The organism is Aeromonas sp. 6P, assembly GCF_051919525.1.
GTDB classification, from domain to species: domain Bacteria; phylum Pseudomonadota; class Gammaproteobacteria; order Enterobacterales; family Aeromonadaceae; genus Aeromonas; species Aeromonas veronii.
Map to the genome: position 1 here is coordinate 1,294,183 of NZ_JBQBEO010000002.1, position 16,390 is coordinate 1,310,572.

Below are 16,390 nucleotides of genomic sequence, written 5' to 3' on the forward strand. Positions count from 1 at the left end.
CCCCATTGCGAGAACAAGCTATGAGTCAGCATTTTTACGTACATCCTGAAAACCCCCAGGCCCGTCTGATCGGTCAGGCGGTACAGATCATCCAGAACGGCGGCGTCATCGTCTATCCGACCGACTCCGGCTATGCGCTGGGCTGCCAGATGGGTGACAAGGGCGCGCTGGAGCGCATCTGCCGCATCCGTCGCCTCGATGCCAACCACGACTTCACCCTGGTGTGCCGCGATCTCTCCGAGATCTCCACCTACGCCAAGGTCGACAACAGCGCGTTTCGCCTGATCAAGAACAACACCCCGGGCGCCTACACCTTCATCTTCAAGGCGACCAAAGAGGTGCCGCGCCGCCTGATGAACGAGAAGAAGAAGAGCATCGGCATCCGGGTGCCGGACAACAAGATTGCCCAGGCGCTCTTGGAAGCCCTCGGCGAGCCGCTGCTCTCCACCACATTGATCCTGCCGGAGTCCGAGATGGCCGAGTTTGACCCGGAAGAGATCTTCGACAAGCTGGGCAAGCAGATTGATCTGGTGGTCAACGGTGGTTATCTGGGCGAGCAGCCCACCACAGTGGTCGATTTCTCTGACGACGAGCCGGTATTGCGTCGTCGCGGCGCCGGAGATCCAACCCCGTTTGAGTGATGTCGCTGAACCGGTGACAGTCCCCTCCGCCGAGACGGGGACTGGCGCCGCGCTACCCATCGCGAAAGTCCTGGGGCAGCCCTATCACGAGCTGCCCCAGGATCTGTTCATCCCGCCCGATGCGCTGGAGGTGTTCCTCGATACCTTCGAGGGGCCGCTCGATCTGCTGCTCTATCTCATCCGGCGCCAGCAGCTCGATATCCTCAATCTGCCGATCCTGCAGATCACCGCCCAGTACATGGAGTACGTGGAGCTGATGCAGGGGCTCAACCTTGAGCTGGCGGCTGAATATCTGCTGATGGCGGCCTGGCTCGCGGAGATAAAATCCCGCCTGCTGCTGCCCAAGGCGCCGGAGCTGGAGGATGAAGAGGAGGGGGAAGACCCGCGGGTGACCCTTATTCGCCGCCTGCAGGAGTACGAGCGTTACAAGGTAGGTGCAGAGAGGGTCAATGAGCTGCCACGGGTGGAGCGGGAGATTTATATCGCCACCGCCTTTCCCCCCGATTTTGGCGCCCTCAAGCCACTGGCGCCCGATGTTTCGCTGGTTGAGCTCGCCCTTTACATGCAAAGTGTGGTAAAACGCGCGACTCATTTCGAACATCACCAGATCCGCCGCGAACAGATCCCGACCCGGGTGCGCATGGCGGAGATCCTCGCCATGCTCACGCTGGGCCAGACCCTGCGCCTTGAGCAGGTGCTGCGTGCCGAAGAGGGACGCATGGGGGTACTGGTGACGTTTCTGGCCCTGCTGGAGCTGTGCAAGGAGCAACTGATCTGGATCCTGCAGGCAGAACCGCTGGGACCAATTCATTTCGCATTGGCCGAGCAGAGCGAGGAGGGCAACCGTGGCGCTGCCCACTGAACGACTCAAGACCCTGATCGAAGCGGCGCTGTTTGTGGCCGGTCGTCCGCTTAATGTCAGCGAGCTGAAAAGCAGCGTGCTGGCGGATTATCCGGTGACCAGTCGCTATGTTCAGCTGCTGTTGGCCGAGATCAGGCAAGATTACAGCTCGCGAGGCGTCGAGCTCAAGGAGGTCGCCTCCGGCTGGCGCTTTCAGGCGCGTCAGGAGTATGCCGAAGAGCTCTCGCGGCTCTGGAGCGAGCGGGCGCCGCGTTATTCGCGCGCCGTGATGGAGACGCTGACCCTGATTGCCTATCGCCAACCCATCACCCGGGCCGAGATAGAAGCGATCCGTGGGGTGGCGGTGTCGAGCCAGATAGTGAATACCCTGAAAGAGCGTGGCTGGGTGCGCAGCATCGGCCACAAAGAGGTGGCCGGTCGCCCCGAGCTGCTCGCCACCACCAGAGAGTTTCTGGATTACTTTAATCTGCAGAGTCTGGAGCAGCTCCCCGAGCTTGATCCGGAGCTGCAACCCCTGTTGCCCTCTGCGGTGGACGGGGAGAGCTATGCCCGGTGAATGGTGCCCAAGCGTGCCTATGTCACCGAGATATACATTTTTCAACTGTGGCGAGTGCTCCAACCGGCGTTTGTTACAGTTAACCCCGTTGCCCCTATTACCTGTGGGCAGCGATCAACAATCAGGTAACCCCGATGAGTGAAAAACTGCAAAAAGTGTTGGCCCGCGCGGGTCACGGCTCCCGTCGTGAGATGGAGGCCCTGATCACCGCAGGTCGGGTCAGTGTGGATGGCAAGGTCGCCACACTGGGGGATCGCGTCGAAGTGAACGCCGTGATCCGGGTGGATGGTCACCAGGTCAAGACCCGTGCCGCAGAGGAAGTGATCTGCCGCGTACTGGCTTACCACAAGCCGGAAGGGGAGATGTGTACCCGTCACGATCCGGAAGGTCGTCCCACCGTGTTTGATCGTCTGCCCAAGATGGAAGGTGCCCGCTGGATCGCGGTCGGCCGCCTCGACGTCAACACCTCCGGTCTGCTGCTGTTCACCACCGATGGTGAGCTGGCCAACCGCCTGATGCACCCGAGCCACGAAGTAGAGCGGGAATACGCGGTCCGTGTCTTTGGCGAAATCACCGAAGCCATGCTGCAGCGTCTGCGCAAGGGCGTGCAGCTGGAAGATGGCACAGCCAAGTTCAACAAGATCAAACCGGCTGGCGGTGAGGGTCTGAACCAGTGGTTCAACGTCACCCTGACCGAAGGACGCAACCGTGAAGTGCGCCGCCTGTGGGAATCCCAGGAAGTGCAGGTGAGCCGCCTGATGCGGATCCGCTACGGAGACGTCAAGCTGGACCGCGGCATCCCGCGCGGCGGCTGGCAAGAGCTGAAACTGCCGGAAGTGAACTACCTGCGCGGTCTGGTCAACCTGCCGCCGGAGACCGAATCCAAGGTCGATCTGCAGCAGGATGGCAAAACCAGCCGTCACAAGCAGGCCGCCCAGATCCGTCGCGCCGTACAGCGTCACAAAGAGATGCAGGGCAAAGAGCCCCGTGCCCGCGCCACCACCGCCCGTCGCAAGCCGCAAGCCTCTACCCGCAACTCCGGTACCGGCAGCAAGTAAGCCGACAACCCGTTGCGAACTGCGCGCCGTTCAAGTGCGCAGTCGGCCAAGCAAAGGCCCGCACCAACTGGTGCGGGCCTTTTTGTATCAACCCCCCTGGCTGGTAAAAGGGGGGTTGAGGGGCATTTCTGTCTTCTGCTTGCCCGCAGACGCGCCGCTGCGGTTGCTCTGCTCCGGTGAGCTTGTTAGCCTGTGCGGCTCTGATAGAGGAGTGAACAATGAGCAAGGTACTTGATGAGCTGCTGGCGTTGCTGGCGCTGGAAAAAATCGAGGAGGGCCTGTTTCGGGGCCAGAGCCAGGATCTCGGTCTGCGGGCCGTGTTTGGCGGACAGGTAATGGGGCAGGCCTTGTCAGCTGCCAAGCAGACGGTCGAGACCGGCCGTCAGGTTCACAGTTTTCACTCCTACTTCCTGCGTCCGGGGGATGTGACCCGTCCCATCGTCTATGACGTGGAGAATATCCGTGACGGCCAGACCGTCTCCACCCGCCGGGTCAAGGCGATTCAGGGCGGCAAGCCCATCTTCTATCTCAACGCCTCGTTTCAGGTGCCGGCCGATGGCTTCGAGCATCAGGCGCAGATGCCCACCGGCATCACCCCGCCGGAGGAGCTCAAGAGCGAGCTGGAGCTGGTGCGCCCCTACGAGAACCTGATCCCGGCCTCCCTGCGGGACAAGATCCTCTGTGAGCAGCCCATCGAGATGCGCCCTGTGACCCTGGTCGACCCTATTCGGCCGACGGTGCAGGATCCGGTGCGCCACGTCTGGTTCAAGGCCAACGGTCAGATGCCGGACGATCTGCGGGTGCACAAATACCTGCTGGCCTACGCCTCCGACTTCAACTTCCTGCTCACCTCGCTGCAGCCCCACGGGGTGTCCTACTGGGAGCCGGACATGCAGGTGGCCACCATCGACCACTCCATGTGGTTCCACCGGGATTTCCGCTTCGACGACTGGCTGCTCTACGTGGTAGACAGCCCGAGCGCCAGCAGCGGCCGCGGTCTGGTGCGCGGTCAGTTCTTTACCCGCGATGGAGTGCTGGTGGCGAGCACCATGCAGGAGGGGGTGATCCGCCGTCGCGGCAGTTAAGGCGCAAAGCGGATAGCAAAACGGGGTGGCTTGGGCCACCCCGTTTTCGTTGCTGCGATGTGCGTGGGCGCTGCGGGATCAGCCGCCGCGCTGGTACTTGAAGCGCTTCTTGCGCCGGTAGGGATAGACATCCTCGAACACCCCCACCTTGATGTTGCTCTGCAGCATCTTCCAGTAGTTGGCGTCGAACATCTCCTTGTGCAGCTGCAGCATGATCTCCCGCACCTGCGGCTTTTGCAGCAGGAAGGTGGCGAACTCCTCGGGGAAGATGTCGTTGGGGGCCACCGAGTACCAGGGCTCGGCACTCCACTCATCCTCGGGGTAGCGCGGCGGCGGGATCTGGCGGAAGTTGCACTCCGTCATGTAGCAGATCTCGTCGTAGTCGTAGAAAACCACCCGGCCGTGACGGGTGACGCCAAAATTCTTGAACAGCATGTCCCCCGGGAAGATGTTGGCCGCCGCCAGCTGCTTGATGGCGTTGCCGTACTCCTCCAGTGCGAGCCGGGTCTGCTGCTCGTCCGCCTTGTCCAGATAGAGGTTGAGGGGGATCATCTTGCGCTCGGTGTAGAGGTGCTTGATCACCAGCTTGTCGTCGCTGATGGTGAGCGCCGACGGCGCTACCACCTTGAGCTCGGCAAGGAGTTCGGGCGAGATGCGATCCAGCGGAAACTCGAAGTTGGTGAACTCCTGGGTATCGGCCATGCGGCCAACCCGGTCGTGCTGTTTTACCAGCCGGTATTTCGCCTTCACCTGCTCGTGACTCACATCCTTGGGCGGCGTGAACTCGTCTTTTATCACCTTGAACACCACATCGTAGGAGGGGAGGGTGAACACGCTCATCACCATCCCCTTGATGCCGGGGGCGATGATGAACTGATCCCGACTCTGTGCCAGATGGTGGCGGTAGTGGCGATAGAGCTCGGTCTTGCCATGTTTTTGGCAGCCGATGGCGTTGTAGATCTCGTAATCGGGCTTGTGGGGCATGATCTGGCGCAGGAAGGCGACAAACAGTGCCGGTTCGCGGGCATAAACCATAAAGTAGGCACGGGCGAAGCCAAAGACTATGGAGGCGAGATCCGGCTCGAAGATGACGGTATCCACATAGATGCTGTGGCCGGTGCTGAGCAGGGGCAGGATAAAGGGGAAGACCTGATCCCGGGCCCGGATCAGCCCCACCAGATAGGCCCCCTTGTTGCGGTAGAACACCTCTTTGAGCAGCTCGATGGCAAAGGGCTTATCATGGATGATTTGCGGGCCGTTCTCCGCAAGATGGCGGTGGATGTCGACAATATCCCGCTGCTTGTCCTCGTAGGGTAGGGTGAAGCTGTAATCCCCCAAAAGCTGGCTCAAGGTCTGGGGCAAGTGGGCGAGATCGGTGCGATAGATCCGCAGCAGGGCGCTCAGGTCCGGTTTTTCGCCACGGCTGACAAAGGGGTGGATATAGAGGTTTTCGTCGCGGATATTGCGATGGCGAAAGATCCGGCGATAGACGGAGTTGAAGAAGGACTCCGCCACCTCGAAGTTGTCACAACGGGGTAGCAGGTCGCTGAAGGCGCTCTTGACCCGCTTGAGCAGCTCCTGAGTGGCGTGGTGCTCCCCCATCATCTGGCGGATGGAGCTGGCGGTGGCCCCCACATGGTGGTCATAGAGGCGAATTCGCTCGCGTCCGGCGAGCTGCACCCCCAGCCAGTCACTGTTCTCGAAGCGGCTCTTGCTGCCCTGGGTTATCTCGAGAAACCGGCTGTAAAACGACTCGAAGCGTTGCAAGATAGTCTCGGCGACGGCCTGTTCCAATGGCTGCTGCATCTCTCTCTTCCTTGTGATCTGTCGGGCCGATAGCGCGAAGGATTGGGTGTAATTTGTTCACACGTCAGGCCACTATCGCAACATTCAAACGTCTGTTCAAGTGGCAATTTTCGGGGATAAACGGTAGATTGCGCCCCTGTTTTGGTGATGGTTTAGCGACTGTTTGCTGTCTGTTTGAGAGGCCGTCCGGCCTGTGAGGAAACCCGATGAAGCTCTATTTTGTCCTGGTGGCACCTGCCCGACCTGCGAACGTGGGGGCGGCTGCCCGCGCCATGAAAACCATGGGATTCGATGCCATGCGACTGGTGGCGAGCCGGGTACACGAAGAGGAGGAGGCGAGCTGGGTAGCTCACGGCGCGCAGGAGATCCTGACTCAGGCTGAGGCGTTCGATACCCTGCCCGAGGCGCTGGCCGACATGGATCTGGTGATCGCCACCACTGCCCGTGAGCGCGGTCGCTACCAGCACTACCTCACGCCGGGGGAGATCCGCGAGCAGATCCGCGCCAAGCCTTCCCTCAACAAGGTGGCCATCGTCTTTGGCTGCGAGGAGTCGGGACTTTCCAACGAGCAGCTGGCCGAGGTCGACCTCATCAGCTATCTGCCCCTCAAGGTGAGCTACCCCTCCCTTAATCTGGGGCAGGCGATCATGCTCTACGCCTACGAGATGAGTCAGCTGATGGATGAGCTGAACGCCGACGGCGCCACTGCGGTAGCAGAAAATTTTGATAACACCGGGCAGGTTCGTGTGCTGAAAAGCAAAACAGCAGAATTGCTGGGTGAACTCGGAGTTTCGCGGGATGAAAAACTGCATCAATGGGTGATGGACCGGGTGCCCATGCTGCCGCAGCGGGATTTGAACATGCTCCACCTGCTCTGCAAAGACCTTGCGCGCAAACTTGGCAAAGAGGTTTAAGTTGACAGCCCATCGCCCGCCGCGGTATTGCTAAAAGCCAGCTTCGTCAACGAGTGTTCGTCATGCAGTTATTCACCAACGTCATCACCACCACCATTATTACCGGTACCACCACAGGTGGCACTGGGGCCGGTTGATGCGCTGACGAACAAGCACAGAAATCAGAAAAGGCCCGTACCCACCCAGTACGGGCCTTTTTGTTGGACTGGTTTTTAGATTGAATTTCATAGATTTACAGGGAGAGAAAGCGATGAGAGTGTTGAAATTTGGCGGGTCTTCACTGGCCGATGCAGAGCGTTTTTTACGGGTGGCCGATATCGCGGTCAACACCCACGGCCAATCTCAGGTAGCCCTGGTGCTCTCTGCACCTGCCAAGGTGACCAATCATCTGGTGGCGCTGGTGGAACAGACCAGTCGCGGCATGGATGCCAGTTCCACCCTGTTTGAAGTCAACGGTATCTTCTCCCGCCTGCTGGCCGGGTTGAAGGCAGCCTATCCGGCGCTCGATGACAAGGCGCTGCTGGCCCGTCTCACCGCCGAGCTGGATCAGGTGGAGCGGCTGATGCAGGGCATCCGTCTGCTGGGCCTCTGCCCGGACAACGTGCAGGCGCGCATTCTGAGCCGTGGCGAGAACCTCTCCATCGCCTTTATGCACGAGCTGCTGCGGGTGCGCGGTCTGGATCTGGAGCTGATCGTGCCGGAAGAGCTGCTGGTGACCGACGGCGGCTATCTGGAAGCCCATGTCGATATCGAAGCCTCCCGCCTGCGCTTTGCCGCCAAGGGGCTGCGTAGCGACTGTCTTTACCTGATGCCGGGCTTTACCGGTGGCAGCGACAAGGGCGAGACAGTGCTGCTGGGTCGTAACGGGTCGGATTACTCCGCAGCCGTCCTGGCCGCCTGCGTCGATGCCGAGTGCTGCGAGATCTGGACTGACGTCGAGGGCTGCTACAGCTGCGACCCCCGTCTGGTACCGGATGCCTATCTGCTGAAAACCCTCTCCTACAAGGAGGCGATGGAGCTCTCCTACTTCGGTGCCAAGGTGCTGCACCCGAAAACCATCGCGCCGGTGGCCCAGTTCCATATTCCCTGCCTCATCAAGAACAGCTTCAACCCGCAGGGGCCGGGCACCCTGATCGGCCCCGAGAGCGGCGACGATGACCTGAAAGTGAAGGCCATCTCGGATCTCTCCGGCATGTGCATGTTCAACGTCTCCGGTCCCGGCATGAAGGGGATGGTCGGCATGGCCGGTCGCATCTTCTCCGCCGTCTCCCGCGCCGGGGTCAGTATCGTGCTGATCACCCAGTCATCTTCCGAGTACAGCGTCAGCTTCTGTATCCACAGCTACGACAGCGAGAAGACCCGCAAGGTGCTGGAGCGCGAGTTCGAGCTCGAATTCAAAAACCAGCTGCTGGAGCCGCTGGATATCATCAGCGATCTGGCGATCATCTCCCTGATCGGTGACGGCATGCGCACCAGCAAGGGGATGGCGGCCCGCTTCTTCACCTCGCTGGCGCAAGCCTCCATCAATATCGTCGCCATTGCGCAGGGGTCGAGCGAGCGCTCCATCTCGGCGGTGGTGCGGGATCGCAAGGTGGCGGAAGCCATCAAGGCGTGCCACCAGAACTTCTTTGGCAGCCAGCAGTTTATCGATCTGTTTGTTGTTGGGGTCGGTGGCGTCGGTGCCGCGCTGGTGGATCAGATCGCCCGCCAGCAACCGGTTCTGGCCGAACAGGGCACTGGCCTGCGGGTGGTCGGCATCGCCAACAGCCGCCAGATGGCGGTCAACAAGGATGGCCTGAACCTCACCAACTGGCGTGAACAGCTGGTGGAAGCCCGTGACAGCTTCTCGCTGGAAGGGGTGAAAAAGCTGGTGGAGGATAGCCACATCATCAACCCGGTGATCGTCGACTGCACCTCCTCCGAGGCGGTGGCCGTCCAGTATGCCGACTTCCTGGCCGCCGGTTTCCATGTGGTGACTCCGAACAAGAAGGCCAACACCGGCTCGCTCGATTACTACAAGGCGCTGCGCCGCACCGCCCGCCAGACTCGCCGCAAGTTCCTGTATGAAACCAACGTGGGCGCGGGCCTGCCGGTTATCGAGAACCTGCAGAACCTTATCAAGGCCGGTGACAAGCTGCGCGCCTTCGACGGCATCCTCTCCGGTTCGCTCTCCTTTATCTTTGGCAAGCTGGATGAGGGGATGGCTTTCTCCGAGGCGACCCAAATCGCCCGCAGCAACGGCTTTACCGAGCCGGATCCCCGCGACGATCTCAACGGCATGGATGTGGCGCGCAAGCTGCTCATTCTGGCCCGCGAGGCGGGCATGGCGCTGGAGCTCTCCGATGTCGAAGTCGAGCAGGCGCTGCCGCCGGGCTTTGACGCCAGCGGCGATGTAGAAGCCTTTATGGCTCGCCTGCCGGAGGCTGACGGCTGGTTCCGCGACCAGTTCGCAGCCGCGCAAGCTCAGGGCAAGGTGCTGCGCTATGTGGGCTCCATCGAAGGTGGCAAGTGCAAGGTCGCCATCAAGGCGGTCGGCGCCGACGAGCCGCTGTTCAAGGTCAAAGACGGGGAGAACGCACTCGCCTTCTTCTCCACCTACTACCAGCCGATCCCGCTGGTGCTGCGTGGCTATGGCGCCGGTACCGAAGTGACTGCCGCTGGCGTCTTTGCCGACGTGCTGCGCACCCAGAACTGGAAGCAGGAGCTATAAGCATGAGTTCAGACATGTACCAGAGCAGTAGTGTGGTCGCCTATGCGCCCGCCTCCAGCGCTAACCTGAGCGTGGGATTCGATGTACTGGGGGCGGCGCTCGCCCCCGTGGATGGCTCCCTCTTGGGCGATCGGGTGCAGGTAAAAGCGGCTGATGTGCCGTTTGCGCTCTCCTCTGTGGGCCGTTACGCCCACAAGCTGCCGGACGATCCGAAAAAGAATATCCTCCATGACTGCTGGGTCGCCTATGGCGAGGCGCTGGAGAAGCGGGGCCTTAAACTCAAGCCGCTCGAAATGGTGCTGGAGAAGAACCTGCCGGTGGGCTCGGGTCTGGGTTCCAGCGCCTGCAGCGTGGTGGCGGCCCTTGAGGGGCTCAACGCCTTCCACGGCAAGCCGCTCAATGAGCACGACATGCTGCTGCTGATGGGGGAGATGGAAGGCAAGATCTCCGGCTCCGTTCACTACGACAACGTCGCCCCCTGTTATCTGGGCGGCATGCAGCTGGTGCTGGAAGAGCATGGCGTTATCAGCCAGGGCATTCCGGTGTTTGACGAGTGGTACTGGGTGGTCTGCTACCCGGGCACAGTGGTCTCCACAGCCGCGGCCCGCGCCATTCTGCCGGCCCAATATCGCCGTCAGGATTGCCTCACCTATGGCCGCCGCCTGGCTGCCTTTGTCCACGCCAGCTACACCGGGCAGGAGGGGCTGGCGGCGAGCGTATTGAAAGACGTGATTGCCGAGCCCTACCGCGCGGCGCTGATCGAAGGCTTTGCCGAGGTGCGGGCGCAGGCGGCCCAGAACGGAGCGCTGGCCACCGGCATCTCCGGCTCCGGTCCCACCGTATTTGTGGTGATGAAGGATCTGGCGCAGGCCGAGCGGATGAAAGATTGGATGGAAGCACATTTCGTGCAGAACGAAGATGGATTTGCCCGGGTCTGCAAACTGGACATGGCCGGGGCACGGGTAACAGGAAGCGAGCTATGAATCTCTACAACATCAAGGACAACAGCGAACAGGTGAGCTTCGCGCAGGCGGTGCGTCAGGGCTTGGGTCGCGAACAGGGGCTCTTCTTCCCCGAACAACTCGAACCGCTCGCCGATGTGGATGCCTTGCTCGATCTGCCGCTGGCCGAACGCTCTGCCCGCATCCTGAGCCACCTGCTGGGGGACGAAGTGCCCAAGCCTAAGGTGAGCGAGCTGATCAATGCCGCCTTCACCTTCCCGGCGCCGCTGGTCAAATTGAAAGACGGCACCTATGCCCTTGAGCTGTTCCACGGCCCGACCCTGGCATTCAAGGACTTCGGCGGCCGCTTTATGGCCCAGTGCCTCGCGGCCTTTAGAACCAACGACAAGATCACCATCCTCACCGCCACCTCCGGCGACACCGGCGCCGCCGTGGCCCACGCCTTCTACGGGCTGGAGGGGATCGAGGTGGTGATCCTCTATCCCAAGGGCAAGATCAGCCCCTTGCAGGAGAAGCTCTTCTGCACCCTCGGCGGCAATATCCGCACCATCGCCATTGATGGCGACTTCGATGCCTGTCAGGCGCTGGTAAAACAGGCCTTTGACGACGAGGCGCTGAAAAAGGCCATTGGCCTCAACTCTGCCAACTCCATCAATATCAGCCGTCTGCTGGCGCAGGTTTGCTACTACTTCGAAGCTGTGGCCCAGCTGCCCAAGGCCGATCGCGCCAAGGCGGTGATCAGCGTGCCGTCTGGCAACTTTGGCAACCTGACCGCAGGCCTTATCGCCAAGGCGCTGGGGCTGCCGGTGAAGCGCTTTATCGCTGCCACCAACGCCAACGATACCGTGCCGCGCTACCTGAAAAGCGGCCAGTGGGAGCCGCACCAGACAGTGGCAACCCTGTCGAATGCCATGGATGTGAGCCGCCCCAACAACTGGCCACGAGTGGAAGAGCTGTGCCGCCGCAAAGGCTGGGCGCTGGAGACCCTGGGTTCTGGCATGCGTGACGACGCCCAGACCCGCGCTGCCCTTAAACGGCTGCATCAGCTGGATTATCTGTGCGAACCCCACGGCGCCATTGCCTGGGATCTGCTGGGGGAACAGCTGGCTGAGGACGAAGTGGGTGTGTTCCTCTGCACCGCTCATCCCGCCAAGTTCAAGGAGTCGGTGGACGAGATCCTCAATCTCGATGTGCCGCTGCCCGGCCCGCTGGCCAAACACGCCGAGCTGCCGCTGCTCTCCGTGAATTTGCCTGCGGAGTTTGCCCGGTTAAGGGCGTTTTTGGTGGGCTAAGCCGCTTAGCTGAGATAACCGATAGAAATAAAAATCCCCCGGTAACGGGGGATTCTCAATTAGGGAAATATACCTTTGGATGAAATTAATAAAGCAATGTATTTGGATTCATGATTGGATATTGTGCTACCGCACAACCTTTTACGTGTTACTTGCTTTACTTAATTCACACCAAGCATTCTTCCCGATTTTAAAAACACTTATGATTGCGACAGTTACAGCTCCAGCGACCACTCCAATAGCCAAGTTAAACTGAGATGCTATAGCTGTCGCAATGATAGTTAATATGTTTTTAATGTTGATTTCAGCTTTGTTTCTTTCGGCCCTGTACTTAGCCGATTTTGTACAGAAGTAGTCATATACTTCGCTTTTGATACATTGCCACAGACTGTTGTTACTGGTTGTGTTTGCCCCTGTTTTGACGATAAAGCTACGGTTCCCAGTCTCTCCGGTTAACTGCATTCCTAGCTGCTCTAATTCATCGGGACTTTTTTTTAATGCTTCAACAACCGATGCTTTATTATATGCAGGCACTGTCTCATTTATAAACTCTTTAATGTCTATTTCAGAATAGTTCACTATAGTCCCTCAGCTTTTAATAGTTCAAGTGCATATTGAGCTGTAACCGCTAATCCTATTGAACTCTCACTTCCAATCTGATAATTCCCTAACATTAAGCCACCTTGTCCGCCAGCAGGACTAAAACGTCCACTTACTATCCCAATCACTTTGTTGGAAGCTAAATCAACTAAAGGTCCACCACTGTTGCTTTCATGTATCATTGCATCAATTTGATATTGATTTGTACCGTTTTCGTTCTGGACTTTTGAACTGATGATGCCACTTGTAATTTTCAATACATGGTTGCCAAAATTACCAAAAGGATAACCTAAACATGCTACAGAACTACCAACATCAGGAGTTACCCCTCTATGGAAAATATCAAAAGGTAAATGAACAGAGATATCATTAGGCAGTTTCAATAGCGCAATATCATTCGTTGAATCAAACTGAGCAATTGAAACTGTCACGCAGTTAGCTTTTTCAATTGTCATTTTGTTAAATGAATTGACATTGGTAGTAGGTATAACTGCAAGTTCATCTGTTAGATTGATTAAATGGGCACATGTCAAAACATAGCCTTTATTGTGGCAAAGAAAACCAGAACCAATCACTTCAAATGTGCCATTCGGATTATCTATTCGGTTTATTCTGACAATCATTAATGACCCACCGGCATGGGTTTTCCAAACATTTTTATACATCAGCACTCCTAGTTACGAATTGTATCAATCGTTTTTAAAAAACCACGCTACCGCCCGTGGATTACAGCTTCCAATATGCTCCATTAACCAGCGAGGGTAGCAACCCATCACTGATGAATAGGCACCGGATGGCTATGTTAAGCCAATCGAATCTGGCCACACCAGTCAAAAAATGACGTAAGTGTCAGTAATGACTGATTTTTTGCGCTGGCTCAATAAAAGGGTGTGGGCGGAGGCAGGATTCCCATGACCCTTGATTCTATTGGGGTTGGCGGGAAGGTAGGGGGCAGGCTTGCTGTTGGAGAAGGCTTTACGGGGACAATCCCGCCCTGCCAATCGGCGCTATAGTGCGGGCGATGGTTGCCCTCTGCTCCGTCTCCCAAGCTGGCGAGGCGGGGGATCTGCAGCAACAATCAGCTGTTGCCATCACAGCCATTTGCAACACATCGTCATGCAAATATGACCATGCAAACACATCACCAGATAGAGAGGATATTACCCATGAAGCGTACCATCCTGTTCGGCCTGCTCTGCGGCAGCGTGCTGCTGGCCAATCCGGTCTTTGCCAACGACACAGCCCAGTTGCAGTGCGAGGCGCAGGCCGCGGCCAAAAAGCTTAACGGCGCCGCCAAGACCAGCTTTGTCGGAAAGTGCGTGAAAGATGCCGCTGGCGCCGCGACCGGCGAGTGCGAGAAGGCGGCCTCCGACAAGAAGCTGGCCGGTGCGGCCAAGAACAGCTTTATCCAGAAGTGCGTGAAGACGGGCGCGGCGGTGGATCCGGCGGCCAAGTGCGAGAAGGCGGCAGCTGACAAGAAGCTGGCTGGCGCGGCCAAGAACAGCTTTGTCCAGAAGTGCGTGAAGGATAGCGCTGCCAAGTAAGGCATTTTCTCATCCGGTGTGTTTGCGGGGGGCCATCAGGCCCCCCGCGCTTTTTGGGGCGCACTGATGGCGCAACGCACAAGCCTTGTATCGGGGCGGTAATAGCGACACTATTGACTCCTTTTTGGGTTCCGCAGAGGCGCAGCCATGACCTGTCGTGACCGGACGAGGCGTTGGTGAGCCCCATTTTTGCGGGATTACGCGGGATAAGGGATCAAAGCAGGATGATGGAAGGACAACAATGGAGCTGGCTCAATGAGCCCGCCGAGTGGCACCAGACAGACGACGGCTTGCAGGTTGTCACAGACCAGCAGACCGATTTTTGGCGCAGCACCTGGTATGGCTTCGAGCGCCATAGCGGACATCTCTATGGCTGCGAGGTGGCGGGGGAGTTTACCTTTCAGGTCTGCGTCGAGGGGGAGTTCACTACCCTCTACGATCAGGCGGGGCTGATGCTGCTGCAAGACGAGGCGCACTGGCTGAAAGCGGGGATCGAGTACAACGATGCCCAGCCGATGATCGGCAGCGTGCTGACCAATCCGCGCTCTGACTGGGCCACCGGTATTTTCCCCGGCAATCCGCGCCGCTTCTGGCTGCGGCTGACCCGGCTGGCCGATTGCCTGCGTTTGCAATACTCCATCGATGGCAAGGTGTGGCCGCTGCTGCGCCTCGCCCCGTTCCCGCCAAGCGAACGCTGCTTTATCGGGGTGATGTGCTGCACGCCGGAGCGGCAGGGGCTGGCGGTGCGCTTCTCTGACCTGCGCCTCACGCCGCCCCTTGGCAAGGCGCTCCATGATTTGAGCTAGGTCAGCGGTTTTGCCTGCGATATTGAGCCAATAAAAAAGCGCCCGCAGGCGCTTTTTTCATTTGGCTGTTAGAGCCTCAATTAGCTGATCAGGCTGGCCCACAGGTCATATTCGTCGGATTCGTCGATCCGTACCTTGACCATGTCCCCCGGCTTGAGGCCGGTTTCGCCGTTGAGGTAGACCAGACCGTCGATCTCCGGTGCATCGGCAAAAGAGCGGCCAGTGGCGCCCTCTTCGTCCACCTCGTCGATGATGACGGTCAGCTCCTGACCCACTTTGCGGGCCAGCTTGCGGATGGAGACCTGCTGTTGCAGCTCCATAAAGCGCTGGAAGCGCTCTTCCTGTACGGCTTCCGGTACCGGATCCGGCAGCTCGTTGGCCAGCGCCCCTTCGACCGGGCTGTATTTGAAGCAGCCGACGCGATCCAGCTCCGCCTTGTCGATAAAGTCCAGCAGCATCTGGAAGTCTTCCTCGGTCTCGCCCGGGAAGCCGACGATAAAGGTGGAACGCAGGGTGATCTGCGGGCAGATCTCGCGCCACTTCTGGATCCGCTCCAGGGTACGTTCGACCGAACCCGGGCGCTTCATCAGTTTGAGGATGCGCGGGCTGGCGTGCTGCAGCGGGATGTCGAGGTAGGGCAGGATCTTGCCATCGCGCATCAGCGGGATGACGTCATCCACGTGCGGGTAGGGGTAGACGTAGTGCAGTCGCACCCAGATAGCGAGCTTGGCCAGCTCTTCGCACAGGGCGACCATGCTGGTCTTGACCGGCATACCGTCGTAGAAACCGGTGCGGTGCTTCACATCGACGCCGTAGGCGGAGGTGTCCTGGGAGATCACCAGCAGCTCTTTCACGCCCGCCTCTTTCAGGCGCTTGGCTTCGGCCAGCACGTCGCCGATGGGGCGGCTCACCAGATCCCCGCGCATGGAGGGGATGATGCAGAAGGTGCAGCGGTGGTTGCACCCTTCGGAAATCTTCAGATAGGCGTAGTGGCGCGGGGTCAGCTTGACGCCGTGGGCCGGAACCAGACTGGTGAAGGGGTTGTGCTGCGGCTTCTCCACATATTTGTGGACGTGTCCCAGCACCTCTTCATAGGCGTGGGGGCCGGTGATCTCGAGCACCTTGGGGTGGATCTCGCGGATCTGATTCTCTTTGGCGCCAAGGCAGCCGGTGACGATCACCTTGCCGTTCTCGGCCAGCGCTTCGCCGATCGCTTCCAGCGACTCTTGCACCGCGCTGTCGATAAAGCCGCAGGTGTTGACGACGACCAGCTCGGCATCGTCATAGCTGGGCACCACATCGTACCCTTCGGTACGCAGCTGGGTCAGGATGCGTTCTGAATCGACCAGGTTTTTGGGGCAACCCAAGCTCACAAAACCAATCCTTGGATGGTGAGACCTAATAATGCTGGAAGTCGCTTGTTGGACAGGTTGGTCGTCCGATGGCTGAACCCGCGTAGTTGCAGGTGTCAGGCTGTCTGAGCTAGGGTCAAAACGGTTGACGGTCATAGAGGATCGCTGGTCACTAATGCAAAAAAAGATTGCGGATTATACC

The 16,390-nt window shown here is 59.0% G+C and carries 15 protein-coding genes; 11 read left to right on the forward strand and 4 right to left on the reverse strand.

Going from position 1 to position 16,390, the window contains the following annotated elements:
- Positions 1-20: 20 nt before the first annotated feature.
- From ACTG2J_RS06255 to tesB, 5 genes are all read left to right on the forward strand, one after another.
- Positions 21-641 carry an L-threonylcarbamoyladenylate synthase gene (locus tag ACTG2J_RS06255; protein WP_021231208.1) on the forward strand — a complete coding sequence of 207 codons (621 nt, stop codon included), beginning with the start codon at positions 21-23 and terminating at the stop codon, positions 639-641.
- On the forward strand, positions 634-1,503 hold the full coding sequence (locus ACTG2J_RS06260; protein WP_421386080.1) for a segregation and condensation protein A: 870 nt from the start codon (positions 634-636) through the stop codon (positions 1,501-1,503). The genes ACTG2J_RS06255 and ACTG2J_RS06260 overlap by 8 nt, the downstream gene beginning before the upstream one ends.
- The gene (gene scpB / locus ACTG2J_RS06265) at positions 1,487-2,059 is read left to right on the forward strand and encodes an SMC-Scp complex subunit ScpB (protein ID WP_374845677.1); all 573 of its coding nucleotides are present in this window, start codon (positions 1,487-1,489) and stop codon (positions 2,057-2,059) included. The genes ACTG2J_RS06260 and scpB overlap by 17 nt, the downstream gene beginning before the upstream one ends.
- 134 nt (positions 2,060-2,193) lie before the next feature.
- Positions 2,194-3,117: a 23S rRNA pseudouridine(2605) synthase RluB gene (rluB, locus tag ACTG2J_RS06270; protein ID WP_005347347.1), complete on the forward strand. Its 924-nt coding sequence runs from the start codon at positions 2,194-2,196 to the stop codon at positions 3,115-3,117.
- Between the two features lie 218 nt (positions 3,118-3,335).
- A complete protein-coding gene (tesB, locus tag ACTG2J_RS06275) occupies positions 3,336-4,202 on the forward strand; it encodes an acyl-CoA thioesterase II (protein ID WP_005338122.1) in 867 nt (288 codons plus the stop codon).
- Between the two features lie 78 nt (positions 4,203-4,280).
- On the opposite strand, the gene aceK is transcribed toward tesB, so the two are convergent.
- Positions 4,281-6,008, reverse strand: coding sequence for a bifunctional isocitrate dehydrogenase kinase/phosphatase (gene aceK / locus ACTG2J_RS06280; protein WP_439997296.1), 1,728 nt, complete (start codon positions 6,006-6,008; stop codon positions 4,281-4,283).
- A gap of 206 nt (positions 6,009-6,214) precedes the next feature.
- Here aceK and ACTG2J_RS06285 point away from each other — a divergent pair, with 206 nt between their 5' ends.
- From ACTG2J_RS06285 to thrC, 4 genes are all read left to right on the forward strand, one after another.
- Entirely contained in the window at positions 6,215-6,922 is a 708-nt protein-coding gene (locus ACTG2J_RS06285; protein ID WP_201990846.1) for a tRNA/rRNA methyltransferase, read from the forward strand.
- 250 nt (positions 6,923-7,172) lie between these two features.
- Positions 7,173-9,632 (forward strand): bifunctional aspartate kinase/homoserine dehydrogenase I, encoded by a 2,460-nt coding sequence (gene thrA / locus ACTG2J_RS06290; RefSeq protein WP_439988889.1) that lies wholly within the window; start codon positions 7,173-7,175, stop codon positions 9,630-9,632.
- Between the two features lie 2 nt (positions 9,633-9,634).
- The gene (gene thrB, locus ACTG2J_RS06295; RefSeq protein ID WP_439988888.1) at positions 9,635-10,615 is read left to right on the forward strand and encodes a homoserine kinase; all 981 of its coding nucleotides are present in this window, start codon (positions 9,635-9,637) and stop codon (positions 10,613-10,615) included.
- Entirely contained in the window at positions 10,612-11,886 is a 1,275-nt protein-coding gene (thrC, locus tag ACTG2J_RS06300; RefSeq protein WP_439988887.1) for a threonine synthase, read from the forward strand. Before thrB ends, thrC begins: the two co-directional genes overlap by 4 nt.
- Positions 11,887-12,027: 141 nt before the next feature.
- Here the strand turns inward: thrC and ACTG2J_RS06305 are convergent, their stop codons facing one another.
- The gene (locus ACTG2J_RS06305) at positions 12,028-12,465 is read right to left on the reverse strand and encodes a hypothetical protein (protein WP_439988886.1); all 438 of its coding nucleotides are present in this window, start codon (positions 12,463-12,465) and stop codon (positions 12,028-12,030) included.
- Positions 12,465-13,151 carry a serine protease gene (locus ACTG2J_RS06310; RefSeq protein WP_335847949.1) on the reverse strand — a complete coding sequence of 229 codons (687 nt, stop codon included), beginning with the start codon at positions 13,149-13,151 and terminating at the stop codon, positions 12,465-12,467. Before ACTG2J_RS06310 ends, ACTG2J_RS06305 begins: the two co-directional genes overlap by 1 nt.
- Positions 13,152-13,652: 501 nt before the next feature.
- Here ACTG2J_RS06310 and ACTG2J_RS06315 point away from each other — a divergent pair.
- Together ACTG2J_RS06315 and ACTG2J_RS06320 are read left to right on the forward strand one after the other, a co-directional pair.
- On the forward strand, positions 13,653-14,030 hold the full coding sequence (locus ACTG2J_RS06315; RefSeq protein WP_439988885.1) for a hypothetical protein: 378 nt from the start codon (positions 13,653-13,655) through the stop codon (positions 14,028-14,030).
- A gap of 224 nt (positions 14,031-14,254) precedes the next feature.
- Positions 14,255-14,836, forward strand: coding sequence for a DUF1349 domain-containing protein (locus tag ACTG2J_RS06320; protein WP_439988884.1), 582 nt, complete (start codon positions 14,255-14,257; stop codon positions 14,834-14,836).
- 80 nt (positions 14,837-14,916) lie between these two features.
- Here ACTG2J_RS06320 and rimO read toward each other — a convergent pair whose 3' ends face one another.
- Positions 14,917-16,344 (reverse strand): 30S ribosomal protein S12 methylthiotransferase RimO, encoded by a 1,428-nt coding sequence (gene rimO / locus ACTG2J_RS06325; protein ID WP_439988883.1) that lies wholly within the window; start codon positions 16,342-16,344, stop codon positions 14,917-14,919.
- Positions 16,345-16,390: the final 46 nt, after the last annotated feature.